Origin of the sequence: Pseudomonas fluorescens Q2-87 (assembly GCF_000281895.1) — a bacterium.
In the GTDB taxonomy this organism is placed as follows: Bacteria; Pseudomonadota; Gammaproteobacteria; order Pseudomonadales; family Pseudomonadaceae; genus Aquipseudomonas; species Aquipseudomonas fluorescens_S.
Map to the genome: position 1 here is coordinate 2,592,364 of NZ_CM001558.1, position 13,244 is coordinate 2,605,607.

The 13,244-nt window shown below is 59.6% G+C and carries 16 protein-coding genes; 11 read left to right on the forward strand and 5 right to left on the reverse strand.

Annotation, left to right across the window (positions count from 1 at the left end; all coding sequences use genetic code 11):
- The first annotated feature begins 66 nt into the window (after nucleotides 1–66).
- Both PFLQ2_RS16020 and mug read left to right on the forward strand, forming a co-directional pair.
- A complete protein-coding gene (locus tag PFLQ2_RS16020) occupies nucleotides 67–690 on the forward strand; it encodes a TetR/AcrR family transcriptional regulator (RefSeq protein ID WP_003180996.1) in 624 nt (207 codons plus the stop codon).
- Complete coding sequence (gene mug / locus PFLQ2_RS16015; protein WP_003180998.1) at nucleotides 687–1,202, forward strand: G/U mismatch-specific DNA glycosylase; 516 nt, start codon at nucleotides 687–689, stop codon at nucleotides 1,200–1,202. Before PFLQ2_RS16020 ends, mug begins: the two co-directional genes overlap by 4 nt.
- 46 nt (nucleotides 1,203–1,248) lie before the next feature.
- On the opposite strand, the gene PFLQ2_RS16010 is transcribed toward mug, so the two are convergent.
- The 3 genes from PFLQ2_RS16010 to PFLQ2_RS16000 all read right to left on the reverse strand — a co-directional run bounded on the left by PFLQ2_RS16010 (nucleotide 1,249) and on the right by PFLQ2_RS16000 (nucleotide 3,362).
- Nucleotides 1,249–1,989, reverse strand: coding sequence for an HvfC family RiPP maturation protein (locus tag PFLQ2_RS16010; RefSeq protein ID WP_003180999.1), 741 nt, complete (start codon nucleotides 1,987–1,989; stop codon nucleotides 1,249–1,251).
- Nucleotides 1,970–2,833 (reverse strand): HvfB family MNIO-type RiPP peptide maturase, encoded by an 864-nt coding sequence (locus PFLQ2_RS16005; RefSeq protein ID WP_003181001.1) that lies wholly within the window; start codon nucleotides 2,831–2,833, stop codon nucleotides 1,970–1,972. Before PFLQ2_RS16005 ends, PFLQ2_RS16010 begins: the two co-directional genes overlap by 20 nt.
- Nucleotides 2,834–2,897: 64 nt before the next feature.
- On the reverse strand, nucleotides 2,898–3,362 hold the full coding sequence (locus PFLQ2_RS16000; RefSeq protein ID WP_003181003.1) for an HvfA family oxazolone/thioamide-modified RiPP metallophore: 465 nt from the start codon (nucleotides 3,360–3,362) through the stop codon (nucleotides 2,898–2,900).
- 423 nt (nucleotides 3,363–3,785) lie between these two features.
- Between PFLQ2_RS16000 and PFLQ2_RS15995 the strand changes: the two genes are divergently transcribed.
- From PFLQ2_RS15995 to PFLQ2_RS15985, 3 genes are all read left to right on the forward strand, one after another.
- Nucleotides 3,786–5,027 (forward strand): DUF1835 domain-containing protein, encoded by a 1,242-nt coding sequence (locus PFLQ2_RS15995; protein WP_003181004.1) that lies wholly within the window; start codon nucleotides 3,786–3,788, stop codon nucleotides 5,025–5,027.
- Nucleotides 5,028–5,160: 133 nt separating this feature from the next.
- Nucleotides 5,161–5,844 carry a type 1 glutamine amidotransferase domain-containing protein gene (locus PFLQ2_RS15990; protein ID WP_003181006.1) on the forward strand — a complete coding sequence of 228 codons (684 nt, stop codon included), beginning with the start codon at nucleotides 5,161–5,163 and terminating at the stop codon, nucleotides 5,842–5,844.
- A gap of 119 nt (nucleotides 5,845–5,963) precedes the next feature.
- Nucleotides 5,964–6,914: a bifunctional helix-turn-helix transcriptional regulator/GNAT family N-acetyltransferase gene (locus PFLQ2_RS15985; RefSeq protein ID WP_003181008.1), complete on the forward strand. Its 951-nt coding sequence runs from the start codon at nucleotides 5,964–5,966 to the stop codon at nucleotides 6,912–6,914.
- Between the two features lie 90 nt (nucleotides 6,915–7,004).
- On the opposite strand, the gene PFLQ2_RS15980 is transcribed toward PFLQ2_RS15985, so the two are convergent.
- Nucleotides 7,005–7,886, reverse strand: coding sequence for an NmrA family NAD(P)-binding protein (locus PFLQ2_RS15980; RefSeq protein ID WP_003181010.1), 882 nt, complete (start codon nucleotides 7,884–7,886; stop codon nucleotides 7,005–7,007).
- Between the two features lie 123 nt (nucleotides 7,887–8,009).
- Between PFLQ2_RS15980 and PFLQ2_RS15975 the strand changes: the two genes are divergently transcribed.
- The 6 genes from PFLQ2_RS15975 to PFLQ2_RS15950 all read left to right on the forward strand — a co-directional run bounded on the left by PFLQ2_RS15975 (nucleotide 8,010) and on the right by PFLQ2_RS15950 (nucleotide 12,260).
- Entirely contained in the window at nucleotides 8,010–8,621 is a 612-nt protein-coding gene (locus tag PFLQ2_RS15975; protein WP_003181013.1) for a TetR/AcrR family transcriptional regulator, read from the forward strand.
- A gap of 73 nt (nucleotides 8,622–8,694) precedes the next feature.
- Nucleotides 8,695–9,249 carry a TetR/AcrR family transcriptional regulator gene (locus PFLQ2_RS15970; protein ID WP_003181014.1) on the forward strand — a complete coding sequence of 185 codons (555 nt, stop codon included), beginning with the start codon at nucleotides 8,695–8,697 and terminating at the stop codon, nucleotides 9,247–9,249.
- 186 nt (nucleotides 9,250–9,435) lie between these two features.
- Nucleotides 9,436–10,080, forward strand: coding sequence for a glutathione S-transferase (locus tag PFLQ2_RS15965; RefSeq protein ID WP_003181015.1), 645 nt, complete (start codon nucleotides 9,436–9,438; stop codon nucleotides 10,078–10,080).
- Nucleotides 10,081–10,183: 103 nt separating this feature from the next.
- Nucleotides 10,184–11,182 (forward strand): quinone oxidoreductase family protein, encoded by a 999-nt coding sequence (locus tag PFLQ2_RS15960; protein WP_003181018.1) that lies wholly within the window; start codon nucleotides 10,184–10,186, stop codon nucleotides 11,180–11,182.
- A 203-nt stretch (nucleotides 11,183–11,385) separates the two neighbouring features.
- The gene (locus PFLQ2_RS15955) at nucleotides 11,386–11,811 is read left to right on the forward strand and encodes a YciI family protein (protein WP_003181019.1); all 426 of its coding nucleotides are present in this window, start codon (nucleotides 11,386–11,388) and stop codon (nucleotides 11,809–11,811) included.
- Between the two features lie 23 nt (nucleotides 11,812–11,834).
- Nucleotides 11,835–12,260 (forward strand): VOC family protein, encoded by a 426-nt coding sequence (locus PFLQ2_RS15950; RefSeq protein ID WP_003181021.1) that lies wholly within the window; start codon nucleotides 11,835–11,837, stop codon nucleotides 12,258–12,260.
- On the opposite strand, the gene PFLQ2_RS15945 is transcribed toward PFLQ2_RS15950, so the two are convergent.
- The gene (locus PFLQ2_RS15945) at nucleotides 12,220–13,236 is read right to left on the reverse strand and encodes a LacI family DNA-binding transcriptional regulator (RefSeq protein ID WP_003181022.1); all 1,017 of its coding nucleotides are present in this window, start codon (nucleotides 13,234–13,236) and stop codon (nucleotides 12,220–12,222) included. The genes PFLQ2_RS15950 and PFLQ2_RS15945 overlap by 41 nt on opposite strands.
- Nucleotides 13,237–13,244 lie beyond the last annotated feature (8 nt).

Genomic DNA, 13,244 nt, shown 5'->3' on the forward strand with positions numbered 1-13,244 from the left:
CCTTAATTTTGTGCGATGGTGTAAGAATATGGCTGACCCTATTGGCATGCAAGGAATTTATACGACATGGCACAAAATAAAACTCCAGGCGCGAAAGGCCGTGGCCGGCCACGCGCCTACGACCCGCAGACAGCGCTTCAACAAGCGCTAGGGGTGTTCTGGAATACGGGTTATTCCGCCGCCTCGCTGGACAGCATCGCCAGCGCCGCCGGCATGAACCGCCCGAGTCTCTATGCAGCCTTTGGCGATAAACATGCGATCTACATCAAGGCGCTCGACCAATACTGGGAAACGGCCCATTGCGCCATGCAAGACGCATTGACCGATACCAGCCTGACGCTGGAGCAAGCCCTGATGCGCTTTTACGAAGGGCAGTTGGCGATTTACTTTTCGGGCGATGGCCAGCCTCGTGGCTGCTTCGCGATTGGCACGGCGACCACCGAGGCTGTCGAGGATCCGCAAATCCGTGATGTGCTTTCGCTTCGACTGAGCCAGCTCGACGCCGACCTTGAGGCACGCCTGCGCCAAGCCATCGACTCGGGAGAGTTAAAGGCCGATGCCGACCTGAGAGCCCTGGCCGGTCTTGCCTCTTCGCTATTGCACAGCATTGCCATTCGCGCGCGGGCGGGTAAATCCCATGATGAGCTGGCTCACCTTGCGCGCAGTGCCGTCAAAGTCATGTGCCGTTGAGCGGCGCAACAGAGGGGCTGGAAGACATTCTGGCTGAAGGCCTGTCGGTGATTTTTTGCGGAATCAATCCGGGCTTGTTGGCGAAGGCGCAGGGGCATCATTTCGCCGGGCGGGGCAATCGTTTCTGGCGGACGTTGCATCTGGCTGGGTTCACTGCGCAACCAGTGTCACCGGAAAATGACCGATCAATCCTTGGCTATCATTGCGGATTGACCACCGTGGTTGCCCGTCCGACTGCCCGCGCTGATCAACTGACGGCCCAGGAGTTCGAGGCTGTCGCGGTAGAGTTCGAGCAAAAGATTGCCCGCTATGCACCGCGTCATGTGGCGTTTCTCGGCAAGGTGGCCTACGCCGGTTTGTCCGGGCAGAAAGTCATTGAATGGGGGCTTCAACCCAGGACGTTCGGCGGAGCAGCCGCCTGGGTGCTGCCCAACCCCAGTGGACGCAACCTGGCATTCACATTGGAGCAACTGGTGGCTGCGTATCGGCAACTGCATCGGGCTGCGCGCTGACGGGCGACTCCATGCGATCGCCCAACGGGCCAGGCGATCTGTCCGTTCAGTCCATACGAGTGCCCAACACAATACCTTGCACCCTGAAATCATTGAGTGCCGCCACCCCGACAGGCAGAAGTTCCTGGGGCGGGACGCCTACCGTTTCGGCCAGGGCGATCAGATGCTCATGCCCGCTGCGCCGATGCTCAGTCAGCGATACCAGCAAGGTGTACGCCAGCGGTGCAAGGCGTGAAAAGATCACTTGGTCGCCACGACGTCGAAGCAGGAGCAAAGTGGGCGCCGATGATGGTTCGGCAGGCTGATGACCGGGCCCGATGTCGCACACCGGCCAAAGATAGGCGCGGGTCCAGGCCAGTGCCGAGACCACGGGAATGCCTTGGATCAGGTCGCCGTTCGGGTCATGGGCTGGGTCTTTCGCATCGCTCAATAGAAGCGCGCTCTCGCTCCATTCGTGGTGTGCCAGTTCGGCCAGCCACGCAGGGTAACCATGGCTATCGGTGCGTTGTTCCAGATGGCCGACAAACTCACCGGCGATCTGGGTGAACAGAGGTGTCTGGCTCCGGTGTCCGGCATAGAAATCGTTGACCAGCCTCTGCCAGTCTGCCGTAGCCAGGGTGCGGCGGATGACTGGGAAACTGCCTGCCAACAACGACTCGATATTGCCGAGAAACAGTTGCCGATAGACGGCCAGGCGCCGTGCTTGCAGCCCAGGCGGGCCCGGATTTCTTGGGTCGCGCACGTAATTGGCCATGCAGCTCAGTTGTTCAAGCAATCGTGCGGACATGCTGCGCCTCCAATCCTGTTTGCCGACCGAACTGCTGGAGGCGCTTGATCTGATCGATCTCCGCAAGCAGCTGCGGCAATGGAGGGAAATTGAAGTCCCGCTCCAGCAGCGTCGGCACCGGTCCCAGTCGTTCATAGGCCTGATGCAGTAGCGCCCAGACGTCTTGCTTGACCGACGCACCGTGGGTGTCGATTTTCAGGTCATCGGCCTCATCGTAATGCCCAGCGACGTGCAGGTAAGTGACCCGCCGCGTCGGGATCGCCGCGAGGAATTCGCTGGCGTCGTACCGGTGATTGATGGCGTTGACGTAGAGGTTGTTGACGTCCAGCAGCAGATCGCAGTCGGCTTCATCGAGCACGGCCCGTATGAAATCGATTTCGCTCATGGCTTGGAAGGGCGCTGCGTAATAGGAGATGTTTTCCACTGCGATGCGCTGGCCCAACACGTCCTGTGCCTGACGTATGCGCGCCGCGACATGGTGCACGGCTTCGTCGGTGAAGGGGATCGGCAGCAGATCATAAAGATGGCCCTGATCGGCGCAGTAGCTCAGGTGCTCGCTGTAGATCGTCACGGCGTAGCGATCCAGAAAGCCGCGTGTTGCACGCAACAGCTCAAGGTCGAGCGGCTGGGCACCGCCGAGCGAGAGCGACAGCCCGTGGCAGGTAATCGGGTATTGCTCGGCCAACCGATCCAACTGCTGGGCATAGACCCCGCCGACGCCGATCCAGTTATCCGGCGCGCACTCCAGGAAATCCACGGCGCCGGCGTCCATCGTCATGAGGTCCGCGAGCATGGCGCGGCGCAGGCCGAGCCCGGCGCTGGTGGGTGAGACGGTAATATTCATGGCTGTCTCCATACATGACAAAGCCCTCCCGGCATAAAGGCCGAGGAGGGCGGGCGTGCAGAAATTATTCTTTGGCCTGGCTCATGCGGGTGAACAGTTCGGTGGGCACCTTTTTACCGTTGGCGGTGTATTGGCCGGTGCGGTACTTGTAGGTTTCAGCCTCGGACAGATAGCCGTCGTGATTGCTGTCCATTTTTTCGAACTCAGCCTGCTGGGTCGGTGCGACGCTCAGGAATTCCTTCAGCGATACGCGATCGTCATGGTCGTTGTCGGTGCGGGCAAAGGAGGCATCGCCACATTTGCCTTCACCGCATTTACCTTCCGACTGGCTGACTTTTTTGCTCGTCTCAGCCGCGCCACACTTGCCTTCGCCGCACTTGCCCTCGGAAGTTTTTTCAGCCGAGGCCAATTGGTAGCCCTGGGGCAGGGCTTCTACTGCGAAGGCCGATTGGGCCAGGCTGAAGCCGCCAGAAATGGCCAGTGCGGCGAGAGCGAGGCGAGCGGAACTCAAGGTGTTTTTAGCGTGCATATCGTTTCTCCAAAGAAGAACAGCGTGTCCCCGGGCAACGTTGCGCGGGGCTTGTACCGTGACGCCTGTGCCGATGCCTGGAACCCGGCCCTGCGAGCAATTCGTCAGGATCCGGTAGCGGGAGGCAGGTGTGAGCGGACGGGGCTATTTGGCGTTTTCGATGTATCCCGGATGTTTCGGTTCGAGGGGTAATTTGTATTGGAGTGTGTCGCGGATACAGTGCGGTGATAGCAGGCTTGCACAAAGGCCAGGATCATCTGCCGCGTCAGTGCCGATTGCGATGATCAGGCGTTACCGCTAAAGTCCGGCCTTGGGCGTGCGCTGCGCCCGCGGTCCGCGCGAAGGGTAACCCCAGGCATGCTTGTAGAATTCCCTAACCCAGCTCCCGGCTTGTCGGCGGACCGAGCCCCTTGAGGAGTTGGCATGCCCGCTAACAAAACTTCCCGTCATCACGGCCTGGTGGATCTGGCCTCACTGCGCAAACGCGCCAAGCGCCTGCTCAAGGCATTGAAAAACAACGAGGCCGACGAAGCCTGCGAACAGTTGCGCATGCTTGGCCTTCCGGGCCCCGATTACCGCCTCGCCGACGTCCAATGGCTGGTGGCCCGTGAGGCCGGATTTGCCAGTTGGCCGAAACTGGTCGCCCACGCCGATGCTGTCGCGTTTACCTCCCGCCACCCCGATTTTGCCGCGACCGGCGAAGCCAGGGTGCAACATTGGCGTTGCGGAAATGACATCGAGCGCAGCCTGCGTGTCGCAGGTTTCGGCGGGGCGTTTCACATGTTCGATGATCCGATGGTGATGGGTCCCGTGCCTGCGTTGCCCGAGGATGAATACTGGTCGGTGCGCGCCAAGTACATCCAGCAAACGTTCGGTCTCTCGGCGGCGCAGGTCGAGAGTCGCCAGGCCCGGCAGCGGGCGGCATTGGCGCAGTTGCACCGGGACAGCGAATTGGTGCTGTGGTGCGAGGGCGACGCCTACGATCAGCTGTTCCTGATCCGGCTGCTGGCAAGCCTGCCCTGTCTGCCACGCCGACTCGAGCTGATCGAGATGAACCAGGTCCCCGGTGTAGAGCGGTTCATCGGTATCGGTCAGCTGGCGCCGGACCTTCTCGCCTGGCTGTGGCCGCAGCGACGCCCGTTGGCAGAGGCAGCCTTGTCCCTGGCGCGCCAAGCCTGGGCCGCTTATACCGCCCCGAACCCGAGCGCCTGGGCAAGCCTTGCCGGCCAGTCGCATCCGGCCTTGCCCCTGTTGGGGCCGGCCCTGGCGCGGCAACTGCAGGAGCTTCCCGGCGCGGACGATGGCTTGAGCCTCACCCAGCGATTGGCGGCGCGCATCCTCGCCACCCACGGCGAGTTACCTGCCGGCAAGGTGTTCGAGCATCTGATGATGCGGTATGAGCCATTACCGTATCTAGGCGACTTGATGTTCCACGCGCTATTGCAACCGTTGATCAACGCGCCCGCGCCGTTGATGAGCGAGGCCTCGGGCGCCGACTGGAGGCAGCGCTCGTTGCGACTGACTGCGCTGGGGGAGCGGGTCCTGGCCGGGCAGGCACACTGGCTTGACCAGGCGCCACCGGATCGCTGGGTGGGCGGGGTGTTTATCGTTGCCGACCAGGCGCCTTGGGTGGTCAGTGCACAGGGGCAAGTGTGGCGTCGCTGAAGCGCTGCGAGAGCGCTTCGTTCACCGGCTGATGGGTTGGCACGGCCGTTTGAACGTCTGCTCCAACGCAGCCTCTGAGAAGAATGCAGGGCGGACCGCGCACTGCCTCTTCACGTTTGGAGGATAGGCTCACATGAACATCTTAATGGTCCTTACATCCCACGATCAGTTGGGCGACACCGGCAAGAAGACCGGTTTTTGGCTGGAAGAATTCGCCGCTCCTTACTACGTTTTCCTCGACGCCGGAGCGACCGTCACGCTCGCCTCGCCCAAGGGTGGGCAACCGCCGCTGGACCCCAAGAGCGATGAAGAGAATGCCCAGACCGATGCGACGCGCCGCTTCGGCACGGATACCGCGGCCCAAGCAGCGTTGGCCGACACCTTGCCACTGGGCGAGATCGACCCCTACAACTTCGATGCAGTGTTCTATCCAGGCGGTCACGGGCCCCTGTGGGACCTCGCCGAAGACGTGGACTCCAAGACCCTGATCGAAGCCTTCTACGCGGCCAATAAACCGGTGGCAGCCGTGTGCCACGCTCCCGGCGTGCTCAAGAACGTCAACGCACCGGATGGTCAGCCCGTGGTCAAGGGCAAGAAAGTCACCGGCTTTACCAACTCCGAAGAGGAAGCCGTCGGGCTGACCCAGATAGTGCCGTTTTTGGTGGAGGACATGCTCAAGGCAAAAGGGGGCGAGTATTCCAAGGCTGCGGACTGGGCGAGCTACGTGGTCGAGGACGGGCATTTGATCACGGGCCAGAACCCGGCTTCGTCTGAAGCTGCCGCCAAGGCGTTGTTGAAGCGTCTGGCGCAGGAATGAGCTGTCCAGGATCGATAGTTTCAACTGGCAGGGCGTCTGGAGGAGAACCAGGTGCGTGCTGGATAGCGCATACTGAGTATGGTTGTATCGTGCAACCATATTTAAATTGGAGTTCCCACATGAATATCGATCCTGCCCTGGTCGACGGAATTCGCACGGCGTCGCGCACGATGGTTCGAGAGTGGGGATTCTTGGGCGCAACGCTTGCAACCACCGTCTATTCGCCTTCGGCCGTGCACGCCCTGCTGGAAATCGAGGCAGCGAATACCCTGACCGCAGCCCAGCTCGTGCAGGTGCTTGGCCTGGATAAATCCAGCGTCAGCCGCATGGTGGGTAAACTCATCAAGGCGGGAGAGTTGCAAGAAAGCGCTGGCAATGATGGTCGCATCAAAAAACTTCAACTGACCCAGCAGGGGAGAATGACCGTTGCCCGAATTCATGCTTATGGGCAAGCGCAGGTGAAATCCGCAATGCAAAAGTTGAATCCTTCGCAACAACGGACCGTTGCACTAGGGTTGGCGGCGTATGCCCACGCCCTGACGATAGCCCGTACGGGCGAAGCTGAAGCTCCGGGTGTTTGCATCGAACTGAGCACTGGCTATCGTCCGGGGATCATTGGGCGGTTGGCCGAGATGCATGCGGGTTTCTATTCCACGCATTGGGGCTTCGGTCCGGTTTTCGAGAGCCAGGTCGCGTGTGGTGTCGCCGAGTTTGTTGGCCGTCTGGATCAGCCATGTAACAGCATCTGGAGTGCGATTGTCGATGGACGCATCGTGGGTTCGATTGCCATTGATGGCGAAGACCTGGGCAGAAATGAGGCCCACTTGAGGTGGTTTATTCTTGAGGACGAATGTCGTGGCTGCGGCGTAGGCCGCCAGTTGCTGGATGAGGCGGTGGGATTTTGTGACCGAGTCGGTTTCGACGCTATTCAGCTCTGGACCTTCCAGGGCCTGGACGCTGCACGCAGACTCTATGAGGCCTCTGGGTTCGAGTTGACAAAAGAGGAGCAAGGAAACCAGTGGGGCACAGTCGTCACCGAACAGCGATTCACGCGGTACAGGAACGGCTGATGGAGCGGTACATTTCATCGACGAATAGGGTGATGCAGGGCGCCTGAAATGACATAAATCCATGGCACCCCGCAAACACCTCGCAATGCATCAAGCGTCAAACAAAGCCTTGTGCCGTGTGACGAAGGTTTTCACGGTCATCGGCGGCTGGCCGGTTACCTCTTTGATGATTGAGTCTTCGCCTGCGAAAACGCCGTGCTGGTAGTCCTGTGCAACCTCAATCAGGTGTTGAATCAGGAACGCTGGTAGCCCATCGGCGGACAGTTCCCGGCGGTATTCATCAAGGCTGATGGGCACATAGGTGATTTCTCGACCCAGAACCTTGCCGACTTCGTCCGCTACGCCTTGCTGGCTCAGTTCAACCGGGCCGTGCAGCGGGTAGATCTTGCCCTGGTGGGGTTCTGGATTTTCCAGGATTGCCGCGATCAGTCGTGCTTGATCCTCTGCCGCGATGGGAGCATGACGACCGTCGCCAAAGGGCAGGCGGATTTCGCCGTTCCTGACGATGTGTTTGCGCCAGTGTGGGTAGATCAGCCATTGGGCGAAATAAGTTGGGCGCAGGTGGGTCATGGCCAGGCCCGACCAATCGAATACTTGTTCCGCCGTGAAGTGGTCGAGTGCCGCATTGCTTTTTGCCACTCGCCGCGAAGAAATCTGCGACATATTGACGACAGCTTCCACGCCCGCCTCTCGTGCAGCCAGCGCAAAGCGAGCCGTTGCCTCGATTAGACCTGGTGCAATTGGATATACGAAGTACGCTCGCTTGATGCCTTCCAGGGCGCTCCGAATCGCGTTGAGATCCAGCAGGTCCGCAACGACAACCTCTGCGCCGGACACACGCAGCTTCGCGGCTCTTTCATCGTCGGTGTGCACCAGTGCACGAACCGGCATATTTTTCTCGAGCAATATTTCAACGGTCTTGCGCCCGGTAAAACCGGTAGCACCTGTGACAAGCGTTTTTGGCGCATTCATCGTTCATCTCTCTCTGTGGAATTCCGCTCATGCGGAGGGGGTGGGGAATATGATGATTGAAATATTATTAGATTACGATCACAATCCAAGTCAATGGGCAGCCTGTAAATAAAGGGGATTCGAATGCGCAAGACCAGAGATGAGGCGGCCGCTACGCGGCGACGGATCATCGAGTCGTCCCGAAGTGAGTTCCAGCGCAACGGCATCGATGGAAGCGGTCTGACAGGGCTGATGGCGGCTTCGGGATTGACCCAGGGGGGCTTCTACAAACACTTCAAATCCAAGGCGCACTTGGTGTCTGAAACAACGGCGTCTGCCGTGACCGATCTGGCCGATCAGCTTGATGAGCTTGCGCGAGAGGAGGAGGGAGCACTGGAGGCGATCGTCCGCGCATACCTTTCACCGGGTCATCGTGATGGGGACAAAGGCTGTCCTTACGCCGGCTTGGGCAGTGAATTGGCCAGGGGCGATCAGCACGTGCGTGGCGTTGCTGTAGAGGGTTTCGAGCAGATGGTGAACGTGCTGTCGCGACAAATAACTGATGCGCCTGCCGAAATTGCCAGGGAGCGGGCAATATTGACGATGTGCGCGATGATGGGGGCGTTGACCATCGCGCGAATCGCCAAGGGGGAGGCGTTATCCGACGAGGTGCTGCAGGCTGTAAGCGCCCAGTTGATGCATGGGTTGCAAGCCCGTGGTGAAGGCTGCGATGAAAGATACGGTCCTGGCCAATGAGTACTTGAGTCAGTGGACGGAGCGTTAATCATCGATATACTCGTCAGCTTCCCTATCAACAGCTAGATAGTCTATGGACACCCGCCAGCAGATTCTCCAGATTTCCCGTCGCGACGTTCAAGCGAGGGGTTATAACGCCTTGAGCTTTCGCGAGTTGGCCAAGCAGATTGGCATCAAGAGTGCCAGCATCCACTACCATTTCCCCACCAAGGGAGATTTGGGTGCTGCATTGGCAAGGCAATACACCGAGGACGGCGCGGCCTACCTCAGCACCTTGCTCCAGACTTGCACCAGCGAGCGTGAGTGCCTCGACCAATATGCGGCGATCTTTCGCGCCGCGCTCGAAAATCAAAACCGTATGTGCCTGTGTGGGATTCTTTCGGCCGAGGTTGAAGACCTGCCACCTGAGGTTCGCCTTGAGGTGCGGAGGTTCAACGAGGCCAACCTCGATTGGCTGACCGAGGTCCTCGCGAAGTGGCGCCCAGAGCTGGAAGACGAGACCAGACGTCGTCGAGCGCTCGGAATCTTTTCAGCACTGGAGGGCGCGCAACTGATCGCCCGGGGCAGTGAAGACATTGCTGCCTTCGACCTGGCCTTGCAGGCCTATCGTGAGGTGGGTCTGCTCTGAGCAGGCCCGCAACCCAAGCCATTTGTACTTGCGAGGGTGCCGCTTCCTTGAAGCGGCACCCGATCCGACATCGAGTTTCAATCTCTGGGAAATTATTAATAACCTATCGGTAGATAGGTGTTGACACGGCATAAGCTTTCGAGCGAACTTATACCTACCGATAGATAGGTGTATTTGGAGCTTTGCATGAAAGTTTATGACATCCCTGGTTTCCCCAACCCCCTGCGCGTTCGTATTGTCCTGGCCGAAAAGGGCTTGGGGGCGCACGTTGACTTCATCAAAATCGACCTGCCCGCAGCGGAACACAAGCAACCGGCGTTCCTGGCCATCAACCCGCTCGGTACCGTGCCGGTACTGGAGCTGGATGACGGCACCTACATTTGCGAATGCACGGCCATTACCGAGTACCTGGATAATCTGGACGGCAACCCGATCCTTACGGGCAAGACGCCGAAGCAAAAAGCCATCATCCACATGATGCAAAAGCGTGCGGAGTCTGAATTGGCGGATCCGGTGGGATTCTATTTCCACCACGCCACGCCTGGCCTGGGCGCCGCTTTGCAGCCTTACAAAAGTCCAGAGTGGGAAGGGCGTGTGGAGTGGGGCAACCGTCAACGCGACAAGGCGGTGAACGGCATGAGGTACTTCGATCAAGTCCTGCGTGGCCAGCCGTACATCGCCGGTGAGCAGTTCTCCATGGCTGACATTACTGTGCTCGCCGGACTGATCTTCGCCGGCTTTGCCAGCATTGCCATTCCGGAAGAGTGCACCGCGCTCACTGGATGGCAGGCGAAGATACAAGAGCGTCCCAGCGTGAAGCATCCAGCCTGATACCACACGTGCCTCGGCCGGGAAGTGGCCGAGGCACACACACACACAATCGCCCTTGCCAGGGTGAAACTGATCTGATGTGGCATTTATCGAGGATCTCACTATGAAAGCGATGCAGTTCCGCAGCTTTGGTGGCCCGGATGTCCTTGAATACCTCGATTTGCCGTCCCCGTTGCCAGGGCGCGGAGAGGTATTGATCGACACCAGCGCCATCGGCGTGAATTTTCCCGATATCCGTGAACGGTTGGGGATGTACAACCGCCCCGAAACTCGTGTCGGCGGTGTCGCGTTGCCGCACGTGGCGGGGCTTCAAGCGGTAGGACGGGTTTGCGCGGTCGGAAAGGACGTCGCCGTTGAGTTGATCGGGCGCAAAGTCATGGCCTTGATGGTCAGCGGCGCCTACGCACAGCAAGCCGTTGCCCGGGTAGACATGTTGGTGACATTGGCCGACTCTGCCGACGACATCGCCATGGCAAGCCTGCCTTGCCAGGGCGTTACGGCATTTCTCGCCCTGCGCACTTGTGCGCATTTGCAGGCAGGCGAAAGCGTGTTGATCCAAGGGGCTGCGGGAGGGGTTGGCAGTCTGGCGGTGCAGATCGCTAAAGCGTTGGGCGCGCAGACGGTCTTTGGAACGGCCAGCACCGAAGACCGCCGCGCATTCGTGCGCAGCCTCGGGGCTGACCATGCCCTTGCCTACGACACGGCCAACTGGCCCCACGAGGTGCTGGAACTGACTGCTGGGCGCGGGGTGGATGTGATACTCGAGACCATCGGTGGTGACGTGTTCGATCAGAACTTCGAATGTCTGGCCATGTTGGGGCGCTGTGTTGTCGTCGGTTCCACGCGAGGCCCCGGCCTGCCGTTTGCGCCGCGTCGACTGATGGCCAAGGCGCAAACCCTGGCGGGTATCTATTTACCGACTTTCTTCCACTATCCAGGATTGATCCGCGAGGCCCTGCAGTTTCTCGCTGACGGCGTCTCAAGCGGTGCGATCAAACCGATAGTCGGAGCCACGCTGCCGTTGAGTCAAACGGCAGAAGCCCACGCTATGCTGGAGGGACGACAAGTACACGGCGTGATTGTCCTTGATCCGCAGGCCTGAGCGCACTGCTGCCATGAAGTCGGACCTCCCGTGCTAGCGTCTTGGCTTCGTTGAACCCTCGCCCGGTGTTTGCTCGCGCATGCCTACGCTCGCGCGAGTTGACGAAAAATAATTTCGCCAGCCTGTCGATTTCCTCCGTCGCCGTTCGACTAGCCTGTAGAGCCGCCACCAGGACGGCTTATCTGCCAACAGGAGATCAGGCCATGCGTTTTTTGGTAATCGTCAAAGCCAGCCCCGAATCGGAAGCCGGAGAAATGCCCAGCGAAGAGCTGCTGACGGCAATGGGTGCCTACAATGAAGCGCTGGTCCAGGCCGGGGTGATGCTCGCCGGTGAAGGCCTGCATCCCAGCGCTAATGGCGTACGTGTGCAGTTTTCCGGAAAGAACCGGACCGTGATCGACGGCCCCTTTGCTGAAACCAAAGAGCTGATCGCCGGTTTCTGGATCTTCAAGGTCCAGTCGTTGCAGGAGGCGATCGACTGGGTCAAGCGCTGTCCGAACCCGATGGTCAGCGACAGTGAAATCGAAATCCGCCAGATCTTCGAGCTCGAGGATTTCGGCGAGACCTTTACCCCCGAGTTGCGTGAACAGGAAGAACGCCTGCGCACGCAGATGTCCGGTCAATCCTGAAACCTGACAACAGGAGATTCACCGTGAGAATCATTCCCTACCTGACCTTCAACGGAAACTGCCAGCAAGCCTTCGCGTTGTACCAGGAAGTGCTGGGCGGCGAGCTGTTTTCCATGTCTTTCGCACAAGCGCCAGAGGAAGCCGGCGTGCCCAAGGACCCGAACCTGATCCTGCACGCTTGCCTGACCGTCGGCGCATTCAGCCTGATGGCCTCCGATTGTCCGCCGGGCCAGCCGTTTCGCAAGCCGCAAGGCGTGTCGGTTTCGCTCAATGTCGACAGCGTGGCCGAGGCCGAGCGCCTGTTCCATGGCTTGAGCGCCGGTGGCAGCGTGTACATGCCCTTGGAGAAAACGTTCTGGGCGGAACGTTTCGCCATGTTCGAAGACCGCTTCGGGGTTGCCTGGATGGTTAATTGCGAGGGGGCGAAGCAGGAACGACTGAAGCTCTGACAACCAGCGGACAATCCACTGGCTGGACGCCCGGCATCTCAAGACCCTCGATCAGGTGCCGGGCCGCCTGGCGGCCAATCTCGTAGTAGGGCAGTTGCACCGTGGTCAGTGGCGGGATGAACAACTCGGCAATGCCGATCATATTGTCGTAGCCAAGCACCGCGACGTCGCCAGGAATTTTCAAACCACGGCCCAACAACACTTGGTAGGCACAAAACGCAATGCGGTCATTGCCACAGATGAGAATGTCGAATTGTGGGCGGCCGTCGATGATGTGCCGGTCGAGGATGGGGGCGGTTTCATCGTAGGCATCATGATCGGAAAGGTCGTATTGCAGGAGGGCTTCATGGGCCAATCCGAACGCCTGACAGGCACGTTGCAGGCCTTTTTGGCGCAAGCCCCAAGCGAGGCTCTGTCTTGGTAGGTTGATGCACAAAGGGCGTCGATAGCCCTGGCTGAAGGCGTGATGTACGGCGCGATACTGTCCCGCCTCATCGTCAGGTACATAGCTGACCACGCGATTGTCATCGGCCAGGCAATTGGCAAGTATCAGCGGCTTGTTCTGCAAACGCTCAGGAATACTCACCTGGCGCAAGCCCATGGCGCTGAAGATCAATCCGTCGGGACGGTGCGACAGCATCAGGTCGATGTTCTGGTCGGTGGGCGGATTGCTCAGCAGGTTGAGGATAAAGACGTTCCAGCCCGCCTGCTGCGCAGTCTGCTCGATGGACAGTAGAAGCTCTACCGCGAACGGCGTGGTTGCGGTGTCCAGTGCGAATACGCCAATGGTTCGGGACTGCAGGTTGTCGCCGCGCATCTTTCGTGCCGAAAGGCTTGGGACGAACTGCAATTCGTCAATCGCGCGACGTACCCGCTGAAGGGTCTCGGCGCTCAACTTTTCCGGATTGTTGAGCGCTCGGGAAACCGTCATCAGAGACACGCCGGCCAGCTGTGCAACGTCTTTTACTGAAGTCATGCGGGATG